The sequence below is a fragment of the Romboutsia sp. LXY-2 genome (genome assembly GCF_056171995.1).
Genome location: NZ_JBKFGI010000001.1, coordinates 265,232 through 281,587, shown reverse-complemented (window position 1 = coordinate 281,587; position 16,356 = coordinate 265,232). Strand labels below are relative to the sequence as shown.

13 protein-coding genes are annotated in these 16,356 nt (G+C 29.8%); 12 read left to right on the top strand and 1 reads right to left on the bottom strand.

The features are described from left to right. The first annotated feature begins 17 nt into the window (after nucleotides 1-17). The 4 genes from ACI48P_RS01285 to ACI48P_RS01270 all read left to right on the top strand — a co-directional run bounded on the left by ACI48P_RS01285 (nucleotide 18) and on the right by ACI48P_RS01270 (nucleotide 5,815). Nucleotides 18-1,508, top strand: coding sequence for a S8 family peptidase (locus ACI48P_RS01285; protein ID WP_475212671.1), 1,491 nt, complete (start codon nucleotides 18-20; stop codon nucleotides 1,506-1,508). 67 nt (nucleotides 1,509-1,575) lie between these two features. Next, nucleotides 1,576-2,241 carry a hypothetical protein gene (locus tag ACI48P_RS01280; RefSeq protein ID WP_475212670.1) on the top strand — a complete coding sequence of 222 codons (666 nt, stop codon included), beginning with the start codon at nucleotides 1,576-1,578 and terminating at the stop codon, nucleotides 2,239-2,241. Nucleotides 2,242-2,696: 455 nt separating this feature from the next. Then, the gene (gene brnQ / locus ACI48P_RS01275; protein ID WP_475212669.1) at nucleotides 2,697-3,992 is read left to right on the top strand and encodes a branched-chain amino acid transport system II carrier protein; all 1,296 of its coding nucleotides are present in this window, start codon (nucleotides 2,697-2,699) and stop codon (nucleotides 3,990-3,992) included. Between the two features lie 209 nt (nucleotides 3,993-4,201). Further along, nucleotides 4,202-5,815 carry a sensor histidine kinase gene (locus ACI48P_RS01270; RefSeq protein WP_475212668.1) on the top strand — a complete coding sequence of 538 codons (1,614 nt, stop codon included), beginning with the start codon at nucleotides 4,202-4,204 and terminating at the stop codon, nucleotides 5,813-5,815. A gap of 116 nt (nucleotides 5,816-5,931) precedes the next feature. Here ACI48P_RS01270 and ACI48P_RS01265 read toward each other — a convergent pair whose 3' ends face one another. Then, a complete protein-coding gene (locus tag ACI48P_RS01265; protein WP_475212667.1) occupies nucleotides 5,932-7,344 on the bottom strand; it encodes an MATE family efflux transporter in 1,413 nt (470 codons plus the stop codon). A 461-nt stretch (nucleotides 7,345-7,805) separates the two neighbouring features. On the opposite strand from ACI48P_RS01265, the gene ACI48P_RS01260 reads away from it, so the two are divergent. From ACI48P_RS01260 to ACI48P_RS01225, 8 genes are all read left to right on the top strand, one after another. Next, nucleotides 7,806-8,630, top strand: coding sequence for a MurR/RpiR family transcriptional regulator (locus ACI48P_RS01260; RefSeq protein ID WP_475212666.1), 825 nt, complete (start codon nucleotides 7,806-7,808; stop codon nucleotides 8,628-8,630). A 108-nt stretch (nucleotides 8,631-8,738) separates the two neighbouring features. Next, nucleotides 8,739-10,409 (top strand): ABC transporter substrate-binding protein, encoded by a 1,671-nt coding sequence (locus tag ACI48P_RS01255; protein WP_475212665.1) that lies wholly within the window; start codon nucleotides 8,739-8,741, stop codon nucleotides 10,407-10,409. Between the two features lie 280 nt (nucleotides 10,410-10,689). Then, on the top strand, nucleotides 10,690-11,652 hold the full coding sequence (locus tag ACI48P_RS01250; RefSeq protein WP_475212664.1) for an ABC transporter permease: 963 nt from the start codon (nucleotides 10,690-10,692) through the stop codon (nucleotides 11,650-11,652). Nucleotides 11,653-11,663: 11 nt separating this feature from the next. Then, nucleotides 11,664-12,587: an ABC transporter permease gene (locus tag ACI48P_RS01245; RefSeq protein ID WP_475212663.1), complete on the top strand. Its 924-nt coding sequence runs from the start codon at nucleotides 11,664-11,666 to the stop codon at nucleotides 12,585-12,587. Nucleotides 12,588-12,598: 11 nt separating this feature from the next. Further along, the gene (locus ACI48P_RS01240; RefSeq protein ID WP_475212662.1) at nucleotides 12,599-13,603 is read left to right on the top strand and encodes an ABC transporter ATP-binding protein; all 1,005 of its coding nucleotides are present in this window, start codon (nucleotides 12,599-12,601) and stop codon (nucleotides 13,601-13,603) included. Beyond that, entirely contained in the window at nucleotides 13,596-14,618 is a 1,023-nt protein-coding gene (locus ACI48P_RS01235) for an ABC transporter ATP-binding protein (protein ID WP_475212661.1), read from the top strand. Before ACI48P_RS01240 ends, ACI48P_RS01235 begins: the two co-directional genes overlap by 8 nt. Beyond that, a complete protein-coding gene (locus ACI48P_RS01230; RefSeq protein WP_475212659.1) occupies nucleotides 14,611-15,312 on the top strand; it encodes an N-acetylmannosamine-6-phosphate 2-epimerase in 702 nt (233 codons plus the stop codon). Before ACI48P_RS01235 ends, ACI48P_RS01230 begins: the two co-directional genes overlap by 8 nt. 40 nt (nucleotides 15,313-15,352) lie before the next feature. Further along, the gene (locus ACI48P_RS01225) at nucleotides 15,353-16,264 is read left to right on the top strand and encodes a dihydrodipicolinate synthase family protein (protein WP_475212657.1); all 912 of its coding nucleotides are present in this window, start codon (nucleotides 15,353-15,355) and stop codon (nucleotides 16,262-16,264) included. Nucleotides 16,265-16,356: the final 92 nt, after the last annotated feature.

Sequence of the window (16,356 nt, the reverse complement as noted above, 5' to 3'; positions counted from 1 at the left end):
ATATAGGGGGAATTTGTATGCAAAATAATAAAAAGATATTAAGGTTAGCAATTAGCTTAACAATATTACTTAGCAGTAATCCACTAAATATTTTAGCTTATGAAAAAGATAATAATATTTTAAATGTGAATAAATCTATACCTAATGATTTATTTATTAATGAACAATGGTCTTTTAATAATACCAATACATTTGGTGCTTGGGGAGAAATTCAAAAAGCATCTAGTGATATAGTAATAGCGATACTTGATACTGGAGTAGATTCTAATCATCCAGATTTAAAAGATAGTATGGTAAAAGGATATAATACATTAGAAGATACATATGATACAGAAGACTTAAATGGACACGGAACACATGTGGCTGGAATAGCAGCTGCTATAAGAAACAATGGCATAGGTATAGCTGGAGTAGCATCAGGAGCAAAGATAATGCCTATAAAGGTATTAGGAAATACTGGACTTGGCTCATCCAACAGTGTAGCAAAAGGAATAAGATATGCAGTAGACCACTATAAAGAAGTGGGAGGAAAAAGACTTATTATAAATATGAGTATACAGATAAAAGGATATAATGATCCTGCAGTTCAAGAAGCGTTAAACTATGCTTATGATAATAATGCAGTATTAGTAGCATCAATGGGTAATTCTGGAGATAATACTATATTTTATCCTGCAGCCGTAGATAAGGTAATTGCAGTTGGAAATGTAGATGAATATGATAATAAAAATTATATGTCAAGCTATGGAGAACATATTGATGTATCAGCACCAGGAACAAACATACTAAGCACCCTTCCAGGTGGAGAATATGGATATGATTCAGGAACATCAATGTCAGCTCCATTTGTAAGTGGACAGGCCGCGCTTATATTATCTAAAAGTCCTGAATTATCTGTAGATCAGGTTGCAAGTATAATAAAGAAAACAGCAAAAGATATTGATGCGCCAGGATTTGATATTTATACAGGTTATGGAATAGTAGATGTTTATAACTCCATTTCTTATAAGGGCGATACTGCAGAAATAAATAAAGAAGTTATTGAAGAAAAAGAAAAGAGTGAAGAAATAAACAATGAATTTAAAGAAGAGGATATGCTAAATGAATCAAAAGATGTAGAGCAAAATGCATATATTGAGAATGTAGCACCACATATAGAAAATAATAAAATATCTATGGAAAATAGAAATGTAAAAGAAACTGATTATAATGATGAGAAAATAGAAATTTTAGATAAAGAAAAAGATAATATTGAAAATGTAGAAAATACTGATGATGATAGTCACATTGAGATAAAAGAAAAGGAAAAAGAAAATAATAATAAAGACTTAGCATCTAGTGATGATAAATTAAAAGATAATAAAAATAATAGTGATGAATTAAAAGATATTTCAGTAGATGATGAATATAAAATAGGATTATTATACAAAGCTAAAAATAGTGGTTATATAATAATTCCTCTTATAATATTATTATGTATATTTATAATTTATAAGCTAAGAAAGTAATATTCAGCCCCTCCAAATCATATACATATAATAGTGATTTGTGTGTGTTTGGAAGGGGGGCTTGAGTATGAAAAAGATTAATGGGGATAATGAAAAAGTAAAAGTATTCAGTAGCTTTATTAAAAAAGGTAAACATATTTTTAGGCACTCTACATATTTACAATTTGGAGAAAATGAAAAGATAATAGGAGCGTGCGTGTTATCTAATCCGGGAAGTGCAAACCTTAAAGATGAAAAAAAGTTTAAGGAATTAGTTGATGGAGAAGAGGTAGTAGGTCAAGGTAATTTAGACCCAACTATGAAGCAGTTAGTTAAAATAATTGAGAAAACTCATGGAATAAATGTGAGTGGAAGATTTTATATTTATAATATTTTTACCTTAAGGAACGGCGGAATAAACGAAGCTAACAATTATTATAAAAAATTAAGTAGAGACTGTGAGTTCGAGACTTTACTACATTTAGATTTTGAAGATTTTAAAGAAAATATTAATAAAATACCTTGGGTTTTACTTGGTTGGGGATGTTCGGGAACAAAGGCTTTAAATGAAAAAAAAGAGGAGTTGAATGAGTATATAACTGAAAATAATATGAAAATTGTTGGGGTTAGAAGTATACAAAATCCAGTTTTATATAAGCATCCATGTCCACCTACTAAAAAGCCAATGGAAGAAATTGAAAATGAACTTCTTAAGCAAATTAATGAATTATTAGTTAACAAAAACACACAGTAGAAGCAATATTTATAATAAAAATATAAAATAATTATTATTTTATGTATTGACAGTTTTTTATATTGTGGATATAATAAATCTCAAATATATAAATTTTCTAAAAATTATTAATATAAGTAAAAATTAAACTAATAAAATAAATATACGAGGAGTTTTTAAAATGATAAACAATATGAATCTAACTATCCAGTTAAAATTAAATAATTATTACTTTAGCTATTATAGATAGGTTTGTATTTATGAGATAGAATTGTCATCATAGATACAAACGTTGAAAGTTTGTATCTATGATGGTTAAAGTTATTTATTATGCTTAAGCCACATAGATAATCACTATGTGGCTTTTGTTATCCTAGGCCCAATTGCCACATAGTGAAAAATACTATGTGGCTTTTTTATATATATTGATAAATTTTAAGAATATAAAAAAAATTAAGAAAAATTGAGGTGTAGTTATGAATAAAAAAAATAAAGATATATTAATTATAGGTTTTGCATTGTTTTCAATATTCTTTGGTGCTGGAAATCTTATATTCCCACCATACATAGGAGTTACATCAGGAAGTAGCTGGTTAGTTAGTTTCTTAGGATTTGTAATTGCCGATGTAGGAATAATACTATTATCACTAAATGCAGTAGCAAGAGCTGGATCATTCCAAGGTGTAGTAGGAAGAGCTGGTAAGAAGTTTGGTATAGGTCTTGAAGTAATTATGATGTTATGTTTAGGACCAATACTAGTAATACCAAGAACAGCAGCAACAACATTTGAAATGAGTATAATGCCATTATTTGGATCGTTCAATCCAGTATTATTCTCAGTATTATTCTTTGGATTAACGCTTATGTTAACATTAAGACCAACAAAGGTTATGGATATTATAGGTAAATTCTTAACGCCAGTTTTATTAATAGCTTTAGCATTTTTAATAGGTAAGGGAATATTCTCACCAATAGGAGAGATAAGTACTGAAATAAAATCAGATAACTTATTTGTAAATGGAATAACTCAAGGATACCAAACAATGGATGCCTTAGGTATAGGTGGTGTAGCAGCATTAATAATGACTTCATTAGTTAGCAAAGGATACACTAACAAAAAAGAAAATGCTAAATTAGCAGTTAAAGCAGCTACAATAGCAGGAGTTGGTCTCGTACTAGTTTACGGAGGACTTGCATACTTAGGAGCAACAGTATCAACAATTTACGATGGAAATATTTCTCAAACAGCTTTATTAGTTAATATAGTAAGAGATTTATTAGGAAGAACAGGAATAATGTTATTAGGTTTAATAGTTGCATTTGCTTGTTTAACTACTGCAATAGGTTTAACATCAGTTACAGCCAAATACTTTGAAGATGTTACAAATAAAAAACTAAAATACACTCATATAGTTACATTCATTTGTGTTTTCAGTGCAGCAGCTTCTAACTTAGGAGTGGATAAAATAATTTCTATAGCAGCTCCAATACTTACAGTAATATACCCTGTTTCAATATTATTAGTAGTTATGAGCACATTCAATAAAATATTTACAAGAAACTCTGTATTCGTAGGTGCAGCATATGCTACTCTTGCAGTAAGTTTACTTACAGTTGTAGATAGTTTAGGTATAAAAATAGGTTTCGTAAATAGTTTACCATTTGCAAGTATAGGTTTTAACTGGGTAATACCAGCTATAGTAGGTGGATTATTAGGTATGATTTTAATAAAAGATAAAACGCAAATAGGAAGTATGTCTAAAGTATCATAGAAATAAAAAGTTAATCATTAAAACAACTTTTAATTATTAAATATTTATGACAACTTAAGATATTTATTTGAAAGATTGTATCAAGTTAATTTGATACAATCTTTTTCTAATTATAAGAAAATATAGAGGGAAATAAGCGAAAATGTAGAAATATATATAATCTAAATATAAAATAAAAAATAATGTAGCAAAATACTTTGGGGGATGGAATGAAGGTTAATGACATATACAAAGATATTATTAAAAATAGCAGATTTGCTTATTTTTATGGGGAATTCATTTATAATGAAAATGGGGAAATTTTTGATGCAATAATAATTGATACAAATGAAGCTTTTGCAAAAAAACTAGGGCTTGAAGAAGATGATATTACTGGTAAAAACATGAGTCAAATATTATTTAATAGCAGATTGGATTGGCTAAAAATTATAAATGATGGAATGAAAAAAAACGACCCTTGTATTTTAAATTATATAGAAAATGTTAATCATCTTTTCGAGGTAAAATTTAATAAAGTTGATGATAATGGATTTTATATGACTTTTGTCGAAGTTCCAAGAAATAATATTACAAAGGAATACGATGATGTAGTGCTACCATCTATATTATGGTATAAGGATAAGAACGGTAGATATGTAACAAATGAAAAAATACAAAATGATTTATTACATAGGAAAAATATTCAATTTGATGAAATATTAAATGCTATAAATGATACTATTATACTATTAAATAGTGAGAATATTATATATGTAAATGATTCTTTTGAAAGAATGTTTGGAGTGAAAAATCATGAATTACTCAAAAATCCAAATATTTTATATGATTTATTTGATAATGAATGCAAATCAAAGCTTGGAGAATATGATTTTGATAAAACTTATGATATAGAAATAAAAGTAAACACAAGAAACGATGAGGGTAAGTGGGTAAGGTATAAAGATTATCATATAGATAATAAGGCTGATGATACAGAGAAAATAACAATAATAAGTGATATTACTGATAAAAAAGAATCAGAGATGGAGCTAGAAAGACTTAGAATGGAGTTTTTCTCAAATATTACTCATGAATTAAAAACACCTTTAAACTTAATATTTAGCTCTTTACAGCTGTTAGAATTAAAATCTAAACAAAATATTAATAATGAGAGAAATGATGATAAGTATATTAAAATAATTAGGCAAAATTCACTAAGGTTATTAAAGTTAGTTAACAACTTGATCGATTCTACTAAAATAGACTCTGAATATCTAGATTTGGTTTATGAAAATGGAGATATTGTTTATTTCGTAGAGCAGGTCTTTAATTCAATAGAAGAATATTCCACTTCTAAAAATATTGATATTATTTTTGATACAGAGATGGAAGAAAAGATAATAGCTTTTGATATGGATAAGATGGAAAGAATTATTTTAAACCTATTATCTAATGCTATAAAATTTAATAAAGAAAATGGAAAGATATACTTAAATATTAATAATAAAGATGAATATATAGAGATCTGTATTAAAGATACGGGTATAGGTATACCTGAAGATAAGCTAAATAATGTCTTTGATAGATTTATTCAAGTTAATGATAGGATGACAAAAATCAGTGAAGGAAGTGGAATTGGGTTGTCCCTAACGAAATCTTTAGTTGAAATGCATGGTGGAACTATTGATGTTATAAGTACTCTAGGAGAAGGAACAGAATTTATTGTAAAAATACCAAACAAGTTAATTGATGAAAGAGTAGATGAGAAAATCAATAAAAGTTTAAATGCTGAATATAATTCTTTTGTAAAGAAATTTGAAATAGAGTTTTCTGATATATATTAATAAAAATGAAAATTATAGTTAAAAAATTAATAATGAGTTAAATATATAATAATTAATTGAATATATAAAAATCTAATAATAAAAAATAAGCGCTGGTTAGAATGACCAGCGCTTTACTATTCTATAGCTTCTATATATTTACTCCCAGTATAGTAAATATCTTTCTTTTTGTACATCAAATACCCTATTATCCACCTTACACACACATCAAATCCCATAGCTACCCAAACCCAATGTATTTCTAAGTTAGTTAAGTATACTATTAATACAGTCATAGGAACTCTAATCCCCCAAATACCAATAGCAGATATCATCATAGGAAGTTTAGTAGAACCAGAACCTCTTAGAGCACCATTAATTACTCCACCTAAATTACCAGCAATCTGAATAACTCCCATTACAAACAAATACTTAACTGCTATATCTATAAGCTGAGGATCGTTAGTTAGAAGTAACATAAGCTTTCCTGGGAAAAATAACAGTGGAATAGAGCAAAATATAGTAATCATTATAGTAGATTTAAATAATTCTTTCATATATGCGTTGCCTAGTTCTTCATTTTTAGCACCTACACATTGACCAACAAAAGCAGTAGCAGCTATAGCAAATGCATTTGCTGGCATAAATGATATAGATTCAGCTTGTAAACCTAATTGATAAGCTGCAAGTGTTACTTCACCATAATTTAAAATTGCCCTAGTTAATATTATTGTTGATAATTGCCAGAAGGAATTTTCTAATGATATAGGAAGACCAATAAGATAGACACTTTTTATTTGTTCAAAGTCTGGTTTTAAGCCTTGTATAAATACTTTTAAGTTAAACTTAATTTTCTCGATTTTTTCACCGAAATATACATATCCTCTACGTCTATTAAATAGAAGATATGCTCCATAGAAAGATGCTACAAAATAACCACTAAAGGTTCCTATAGCTGCACCTTGAACACCAAGTTCTGGCATAGCAAAATTTCCAAATATAAACAAATAGCCAACCATTATGCTTATTATATTCATTAGCATTGCTATTTGCATAGATATCTTAGCTTTATTCATTGATTGTAATGATGATGTACAAATTAGCATTATGCTCATAAAATATAAAGACCAAGATGAGGTTTTTAAACATTGAGATGCTATTGTCATTAATTCAGTTCTAGGTTTAAAGATTGATAAAACAAATTCTGTGTTATGGAAAATAAATTGTTGAATTATAAAAATAAAAACACTTAGACCTAAGATAGTCTGTTTTATAATGTATTTTATCCTTTGAGTGTTTTTAGAACCATATGCTTGTGCAACGAAAACTGCACTTCCCATAGTTATACCTCTAAGAACTGCCCATGTGATGTTAATTATTCTATTGCTTAAACTGAAAGCACTTATTGAGATAGGATCAAGTCTTCCCATCATACCTGTCAAAACAAAGCCTGATGTCATTTGAAGAATACTTTCGATTACTATAGGAAGGACCATTATCTGTATGGTTTTTCTTATTTCTGCTTGAGAAATTGTGCTGTTAGACTCCATACTCTCCCTCCGATATAAAATTTTGCCTACAATTTATATTATAGCAATAAGGATATAAGTGTGTCACTATATACATTAGGTAATAAAAAGATTTTAAACAAATAAAGTTTTTATTGCTATACTAGAAAATATATTAACTAAAGAAAAGAATATATATAAAAGGAACAAAATCAATATAATATGGAGATGTAAACATAGATTATTAATGAATAATATATTGTATACATTTGAAAAAATCCGAAAAAATTGTTATTGCTATGAAATTAATTTCATCAATAACATAAAAAATGCAGAGGAATCAAAGAAAGTGTTGGAAGAAATGAAAAAAAACTGAAATTTCTTTCTAAACTTTCATAATTGTTGCGCTATACTAAATAAGTAAATACAATTAAGGTATAAATGAAGTAAAAAAGAACAAAAGAACAAATACCTTGACGATAAATTGAAAAGGAGCAAATAGTATGCAATACTCAGATAATACTGTTTTAAAGAATCTAAAGTCAAGATATGATAGTTTAACTAATATAGAAAAAACAATAGCAGAATTCTTTATTAATAATAGGGAAGAACAAAAACTTTCATCAAAATTAGTTTCAGAAAAATTATTTGTTTCAGAAGCATCTTTATCAAGATTTGCAAAAAAATGTGGGTATAAGGGCTTTAGGGAATTTATATTTGAATATGAAAAAAATATAAGCAGATACAACAGAGAAGAGATTTCTAATTTAGTTGTAAATACATATCAAGATTTATTAGATAGCTGTCATATGATGACAAATAAAGATCAAATAAAAAAAGTAGCTCATCTATTGTCGACATCAAAAAAGGTTTGTGTATTCGGAATGGGAAGCTCTGGAATAGCAGCCGAGGAAGTTCAATTAAGATTTATGAGATTAGGATTAAATATTGAAGCTGTACACGATTCACATAGAATTAAGATGTTAGCATCATTAGCTGATAACGATACAGTTATTATAGCAATAAGTTTAAGTGGAAAAACAAAGGAAATACTTCAAGGGTTAGGAATAGCAAAAGCTAATGGAGCAAAGGTTGTAATGATAACATCAAACAACTCTTTCCAGCTATCAGGATTTTGCGATGAGATAATCTTAATTCCAACAATAAACTCTCTTGAAGCTGGTGATTGTATATCACCACAGTTCCCTGTACTAGTAATGGTTGATATATTGTACACGTATTTTATCAATATTGAAAGCTATTACCAGAAAAAAATGAATACTTTGAATGCACTTTTTGAGCAGGATTATGAAAGCGTTTCCATATAATTAATATGATTTATTAGGTTTTATACCTTATAAAATAAATTGCTTTAAGAAGTTATATGATAAGAAAGCTAAAATTTTCTTATAACAAAACAAGAGGGGAATGATTTTATGAAGAATAAGAGGTTAGTAAGTTTACTTGTAACATCAATGCTTGCACTAAACTTAGTTGGATGTTCATCTTCATCTGATAAGCCAGAAGGTGAAGATACTCCTAAAAAGGAACAAACAGCAGCAAATACTCTTTACGCTAATGGTGGACCAGAAGAATTTTTCGAAACACCATGGCTAAATCCAGGATCTTTCGTATATAACAAAGTTTTATATGACAGATTAATATTTGCAGATGAAAACTTAGATCCAATACCAGGGGAAGGGCAATTAGCTAAATCTTACGAAATGTCAGAAGATGGTATGAACTTAAAGTTTGTATTAAGAGATGGAATAACTTGGCATGATGGTGAGCCAATAAAAGCAGAAGATATAAAATGGAGTATAGAATACAGTTTAAAAACTACAGTTTTAAACAACGTATTTGGAAATACATTTAAATCTATAGAAGGTGCTACAGAATATTTAGATGGAAAAGCTGATAATATATCAGGAATAGTAATAGATGGAAATAATATAGAAATAAAGTTTGCTAAGTTTGCACCAGATGCATTACTTACATTCACTCAATTTGCTCCACTTCCACAAAAACATTTAAAAGATGTGGATCCAATAAAGTTCCAACAAGCAGAGTTCTTTAGAAATCCAGTTGGTTCTGGACCTTTCAAAGTTGAAGAAGTAAAAATGGGTAACTACACTACATTAGCAGGATTTGATAAGTACTGGGATGGAGCACCATCATACAAGATGCACTTAAATCCAAGCCCAGGGGATAGTGATCCAAACTTAGTAACTAATGCAAAAGCTGGACTTTTAGATTATACATACACTAAGAATATAGCTGATGTTAAAGCACTTGAAGGTAATGAAGGAATAGATATTGAAAAAGTTGATGTTAGATATACAAGATTATTCTTCGCTAACAAATTCAATAAAAAAGATGGTACTCCATCACCTTTAGCTGATAAGAAAGTTCGTCAAGCAATAATGTATGCTCTTGATATGAACTCTATATTAGATGGTATATTTGAAGGTGCTGCAATACCAGCAAATAGTTTAACTCCAAACGGAGCTGATAAAGTTGATGGATTAAATGATTATGCTTACGATGTAGAAAAGGCTAAGTCATTATTAGCAGAAGCTAAATGGGATCCTAACACTGTATTAAAAGTTGGATACTACTATAATGATCAACAAACAGTTGATTTAATGTCTATAATACAAAATTACTTAGCACAAGTTGGTATAAAAATGGAATTCAGCTTAGTTGAAGGCGATTTAGCTACATTGTTATGGTCATTACCAGCAGATCCTGTAAATGGACCATCTGCAATAGATTATGACTTAATATATGGAGCAACTGCTGCACTTTCAATGCATGAATACTATGATAGATATCAAACTGGAGCATCATTAAACTCTCATACTCCAGGTAAAGCAGAGTTAGATGCATTAATAGAAAAAACTAATTCAACACTAGATCCAGAAGAAACAAGAAAAGCATTCTTCGAATTACAAAAATATGAAAATGAAGAATTATTTGTTTTACCTTTATATTATCAACCAATATTTGTTATGAAGAGTGATAAGATAAAAGGTATGCCAGAAGCACTTGGTAACCCACAATTCAACTACAAGTGGGATATCCATAAGTGGACATTAGCAGAATAAAATAATCCTAGTAGATTTATATAAACGATTTTAAAATAATGCTCAGGAAAGACTTATCATGTATACATTACTTAAAGTAAAATAAATAGAAATTTAAATTTCTAAAAGTCGGGTTGTATAATTTAAGGTTGTGCAACCCGATTTAAATATAAGAGAGTAAAGCGAAGTAAATTAATTTGCATGGACAGTCACTCAAGGGCGCAAATTTCGAGTTATAAGATATGTTGGTGCCGAGTAGATTGTCACTGAATGAGAGAATTAAATTTTAAGGGGTGAGAAAATGTTTAAATATACATTAAAGAAAATACTTGGTATGATTCCAATGTTATTTATTATAACTTTTATTATTTATTTTTTACTAGATTTAACTCCAGGAGATACAATATCTCACTTAATGGACCCAGAGTCATTAGCTAGATTATCTCCTGACCAATTAGCTGCTTTAAAAGATGCATATGGTTTAAATGACGGCTTTGTTGTTAGATATTTTAAGTGGCTTGCACAGTTATTACAAGGGAATTTTGGATATAGTGCAAGTAGTGGTGTGGCAGTTATAGATATTATAAAAGACACATTACCGGCAACTTTAGAGCTATCAGCAGCAGCTTTATTAATATCTACTGTACTAGGTAGTATATTAGGTGTTGTTGGTGCTATAAGAAGAGGAACAATAGAAGATAATGTTTTAACAGTTGCAGGTATGATAGGTGTTTCAATACCTCAATTCTTCTTTGGTATGGTTACCATACTAATATTTGCACTAGAGCTAAAATGGCTTCCAGCAGGAGGTAGAACAGCCCCAGGCCTTGTAAGTTTTATGGATAGAATGCAGTACCTAATATTACCTGCTACTGTACTTGGTCTATCGATGACTGCAGGGGTAATGAGATATGCAAGAACAAGTATGTTAAATACTATGAATAAAGAATACATAAAAACAGCTAGAAGTAAGGGATTACCAGAGTGGAGAGTAAACTTAGTACATGGATTTAGAGTATCATTAACACCGGTTATAGTACTTATAGGATTTAGATTACCGACACTTATAGCAGGGTCAGTAGTAATAGAATCTATATTCCAGTGGCCAGGAGTAGGAAATGTATTTAATACAGCAATAAGATCAGCAAACTATAACGTAGTAATGGTTATTGCACTGATGTTTGTAGCTATGGTTTTAATAGCATCTACACTTGTAGATATACTAACAGCTATTCTAGACCCTAGAGTAAAACTTGAGAAGTAGGGAGGTTAAGTATGATTAGTTTATCACCTAAAAAAAGATTAAATGCAAAGTTTGATAGAATAAAGGCATTAGAAGAGAATAAAGCTTTCAGCAAACCTAAAAATAGAGCAGTTAGTAAATTGCTTGCCAATAAGCTTACAGTAGCAGGGATTGCAATATTTATGATAATATTATTAGCTTGTATATTTGCACCGCTTTTAACAAAGTATGATCCATTACAAGTTGATATGAAAAATATATTAAAACCACCATCAAGTGAACATTTATTAGGAACAGATAAAATAGGAAGAGATATATTTACAAGAATTTTATATGGTGGAAGATTATCTATATTAATAGGATTTGGTAGTGCTATGGGTTGCGCCTTAATAGGTGTTACACTAGGATGCTACAGCGGATATAAAGGGGGATTATTAGATAAGTTTTTAGTTAGATTATCTGAAGTATTTATGTCATTCCCTCAATTAATATTAGTTTTAATGTTAGTTTCAATAATAGGTCAGAGTGCTTCTAATATAGTAATTATATTTATCATCTGCGGATGGGGAAGTGTCTTCAGAATGGCCAGATCTCAAATATTATCTATAAGAGAAGAAGAATATGTACAGTCTCTTAAGGTATTTGGACTTAGTGATTTTATAATATGCTACAAGCATATGTTACCAAATATAATAGGACCAGTATCAGTAAATATAACATTAAGTACGGCGATGTTTATATTAGAAGAAGCAGCACTAAGTTTCTTAGGTCTTGGGGTACCTCTTGAAATAGCAACATGGGGAAATATTTTAAATGCTTCTCAAGATTTATTTACACTTCAAAATAACTGGTGGATGTGGTTACCTGTTGGTATTGTTATTTCATTATTTGTTATGAGTATAAACTTCGTAGGAGATGGACTTCGTGACTCTACGGATCCAACAAGTGTTGAATAGGGGGAAAATTCATGGATAAGATTATTACAGTAAACAACTTAAAAACATATTTTTATGCTAATAATAGATGCAATAAAGCCTTAAATGGAGTATCTATGGAAATAAAGAGAGGAAAAACTCTATGTATTGTTGGAGAAAGTGGTTGTGGAAAAAGTGTTACAGCATCTTCAATAATGCAGCTTCTTCCTAAGTTTTCAAGGATAGAAGAAGGCGAAATAATTTACCATGATGAAAGCGGTAAAGATATTGAAATACATAAGTTAGAAAAAAACTCTAAGGAAATGAGAAACCTTAGAGGAAAAGATATAGCAATGATCTTCCAAGATCCAATGACAGCTCTAAATCCTGTTTATACAATAGGATGGCAAATAGTTGAGATGATTAGAAGTCATGAAAATATATCTAAAAAAGAAGCTAAAGAAAGAGCGTTACAGTTATTAAAGGATATGGGAATACCTTTAGCTGAGAAAAGAATAGATCAATATCCTCATGAGTTTTCTGGTGGGATGAGACAAAGAGCGATGATAGCAATGGCTATGAGTTGTAATCCAAGAGTTTTAATAGCAGATGAGCCTACTACTGCACTTGACGTTACAATCCAAGCTCAAATATTTGAACTTATGGATAAATTAAAAAGAGAGTATAACACAGCTATAATGCTAATAACACACGACATGGGTGTTGTATGTGAATTAGCAGATGATGTTGCTGTAATGTACATGGGAAATATTATAGAAAGTGGAACTGCAAAGGAAGTGCTAGAGTCACCTAGCCATCCATATACTAAAGCATTACTTAAGTCTATACCAGTATTAGGAAAGGGTGCAGACCAAGAAATAAATCCAATAAAAGGTTCAACACCAGATCCACTTGATAGACCACCTGGATGTCAGTTTGCTCCAAGATGTGATTATTACTCTAAAGAGTGTGATGAGCAAATGCCAGATGAAGTAATACTTAGTGGTACTCATATGGCAAGATGTTTAAAATGCAGGGAGGTGGCTTTAAATGGATAAGGAAGTATTATTAACACTAAAAGGTGTAAAAAATTATTTCCCAGTAAAAGGTGGAATGTTTAATAAAAATAAAACTTATGTAAAAGCAGTTAATGATATTAACTTAGAGATATATAAAGGTGAAACTTTAGGTCTTGTTGGAGAAAGTGGTTGTGGTAAAACAACTTTAGGAAAAACAATTCTTCAATTATACAAAGCAACAGCCGGAGAAATGATATACAACTTTGAAGAAGGACCTAAAGATTTAGTTAAGCTTAAAAAAGAAGAGATGGACTTAGCTAGAAAGAAAATACAAATAGTATTCCAAGATCCACATTCTTCATTAAACCCATCATTTACAATATATCAATCATTATCAGATCCTCTAAAAAAGTTTGGTGTAAATTCTAAAGAGGAAAGAAGAAAGATAATAGGAGATTTACTTGAAGCAGTAAATATGAGAAGAGAATATATGGATAGATATCCTCATGAGTTCTCTGGAGGTCAACGTCAAAGAATAGGTATAGCAAGAGCTTTATCTATAAATCCAGAGCTTGTTATATGTGATGAAGCAGTATCAGCTCTTGACGTTTCGATCCAAGCACAGGTACTAAATTTATTAAAAGAATTAAAAGAAAAGCATAATTTAACTTACATATTTATAACACACGACTTAAGTGTTGTTGAATATATAAGTGATAGAATTGCTGTTATGTATTTAGGAAAAATAGTGGAACTTGCAGATGCAAAGTCTTTATATAAAAATACACTACATCCATACACAAAGGCATTACTTTCTGCAATACCAGTAGCAGATATAAACCATAAGAAAGATAGAATAGTACTTGAAGGAGATGTTCCAAGTCCTATGAATCCTCCAAGTGGGTGTTTCTTCCACCCAAGATGTAAACATTGTATGGAAATATGTAAAACAGAAGTTCCAGAAATGAAATCATACATGATAGAAGATAAAGAACATTTTGTGGCATGTCATGTTGCAGCTATGGAGATGGAAGAAGGTGTTTCAAATGAATAGAGAAGAAATATTAGAATTAATAAAAGATAACGTAATAATATCTTGTCAGGCATTACCTGATGAGCCTCTATATGTAGAAGAAAAATCTATAATGTACTTAATGGCAAGGGCAGCAAAAATGGCAGGAAGTCCAGCTATAAGAACTAGTGGTGTAAGAGATGTTATTGATATTAAAGAAGAAACAGAACTACCAGTAATAGGGTTAATAAAAAAGCAATATGAAAACAGTGAAGTATATATAACTCCTACAATGAAGGAAGTAGATGAGCTAGTTGAAGCTGGAAGTGATATTGTAGCACTTGACTGTACATTCTCTAAAAGACCAACTGATGAAACTATAAATGAATTTATAGCAAGAATTAAGGAAAAGTATCCAGATATAATGCTTATGGCTGATATTTCAACTTATGAAGAAGGAATAAACGCCTATAAGTGTGGTGTTGATATAGTAGGAACTACTATGAATGGATATACAGAACAAAGTAAGAAAGTAAATATAGGTAATTTAGAACTTGTAAAACTACTTGTAAAAGATATAGATATACCAGTAATAGCAGAAGGTAAGGTACATTATCCTCACCAAGTTAAAGAAATGTTAGATGCAGGAGCTTATGCTGTTGTTGTTGGAGGAGCCATAACTAGACCTTTAGAAATAGCACAAAGATTTTTGAGTGCTGCTAAGGGAGAAGCTTAAATATAGTCAAAATATTATTACTTAAAAGGGAGAGAATAAAATGAATAACATGGAAAGATTTAAAAATATTACAGTAGCTCTTAATACACCATTTAAAGGAAATGGAGAAGTTGATTTATTAAAAACTAGAGAGTTAGTAAACTATTTATATAATAAAGGAATAAAAAGCTTATATGTATGTGGAAGTACAGGAGAAGGCTTCTTACTTGACAATGAAGAAAGAAAATCGGTAGTTGAAGCAGTTTGTGATGAAGTAAAAGATAAGATGACTATAATAGTTCATGTTGGTTGTGCAAGTACTAAGCACTCTTGTGAACTTGCAAAACATGCTGAAGAATGTGGAGCACATGCTACATCAGCAGTTCCAAGTGTATATTATAGATTAGGAGAAGAAAGCGTATATACTCATTGGACTGAGATCACTAAAGCAAGTAATTTACCATTCTTTATATACAATATACCTCAATTAACAGGATTTAACTTATCAGATAAGTTACTTAAGAGAATGTGTGAAAATGATAGAGTAAAAGGAGTTAAATGTTCTTCAGAACCAGCTCATGATATCGCAAGATTTAAGGCTATAGGAGGAGATGACTTCCTAGTATTCACTGGTCCAGATGAGCAATACTTAGCAGGAAGAATGATGGGTGCTGATGCTGGTATAGGTGGAACTTATGCTGGTATGCCAGAATTATACTTAAAGCTTGAAGATTTAATAAGCAGAAATGAATTTGATAAAGCTAAAAAGCTTCAATTTATAATGTTAGATTATGTATACAGAATGTGTGGCTTTGCTTCATTATATGGATGTGTTAAGTCATTAATAAAATTAGACGGTTTAGATATAGGAGTGCCTAGACTTCCATTCTTACCAGTAAGCAGTGAAGATGAAAATCTAATAAGCTTATACAATGATATTAAGAAAACTATAGAAGAAACTAAAGCTTGGTAAAATCAAGATATTTATTAAACTATTGAGATTCCATATAAATGGATATGACCCAAAATTATAAATGTTTAAATAGGCTTTATATAACTTAAAGT

Excerpts from the sequence above, each read along its gene's own strand:
- ACI48P_RS01280 (WP_475212670.1), top strand. The coding sequence starts at position 1,576 with ATGAAAAAGATTAATGGGGATAATGAAAAAGTAAAAGTATTCAGTAGC.
- ACI48P_RS01235 (WP_475212661.1), top strand. The coding sequence starts at position 13,596 with ATGGATAAGGAAGTATTATTAACACTAAAAGGTGTAAAAAATTATTTC.
- ACI48P_RS01240 (WP_475212662.1), top strand. The coding sequence starts at position 12,599 with ATGGATAAGATTATTACAGTAAACAACTTAAAAACATATTTTTATGCT.
- brnQ (WP_475212669.1), top strand. The coding sequence starts at position 2,697 with ATGAATAAAAAAAATAAAGATATATTAATTATAGGTTTTGCATTGTTT.
- ACI48P_RS01260 (WP_475212666.1), top strand. The coding sequence starts at position 7,806 with ATGCAATACTCAGATAATACTGTTTTAAAGAATCTAAAGTCAAGATAT.
- ACI48P_RS01230 (WP_475212659.1), top strand. The coding sequence starts at position 14,611 with ATGAATAGAGAAGAAATATTAGAATTAATAAAAGATAACGTAATAATA.
- ACI48P_RS01245 (WP_475212663.1), top strand. The coding sequence starts at position 11,664 with ATGATTAGTTTATCACCTAAAAAAAGATTAAATGCAAAGTTTGATAGA.
- ACI48P_RS01225 (WP_475212657.1), top strand. The coding sequence starts at position 15,353 with ATGAATAACATGGAAAGATTTAAAAATATTACAGTAGCTCTTAATACA.
- ACI48P_RS01250 (WP_475212664.1), top strand. The coding sequence starts at position 10,690 with ATGTTTAAATATACATTAAAGAAAATACTTGGTATGATTCCAATGTTA.
- ACI48P_RS01285 (WP_475212671.1), top strand. The coding sequence starts at position 18 with ATGCAAAATAATAAAAAGATATTAAGGTTAGCAATTAGCTTAACAATA.
- ACI48P_RS01255 (WP_475212665.1), top strand. The coding sequence starts at position 8,739 with ATGAAGAATAAGAGGTTAGTAAGTTTACTTGTAACATCAATGCTTGCA.
- ACI48P_RS01270 (WP_475212668.1), top strand. The coding sequence starts at position 4,202 with ATGAAGGTTAATGACATATACAAAGATATTATTAAAAATAGCAGATTT.
- ACI48P_RS01265 (WP_475212667.1), bottom strand. The coding sequence starts at position 7,344 with ATGGAGTCTAACAGCACAATTTCTCAAGCAGAAATAAGAAAAACCATA.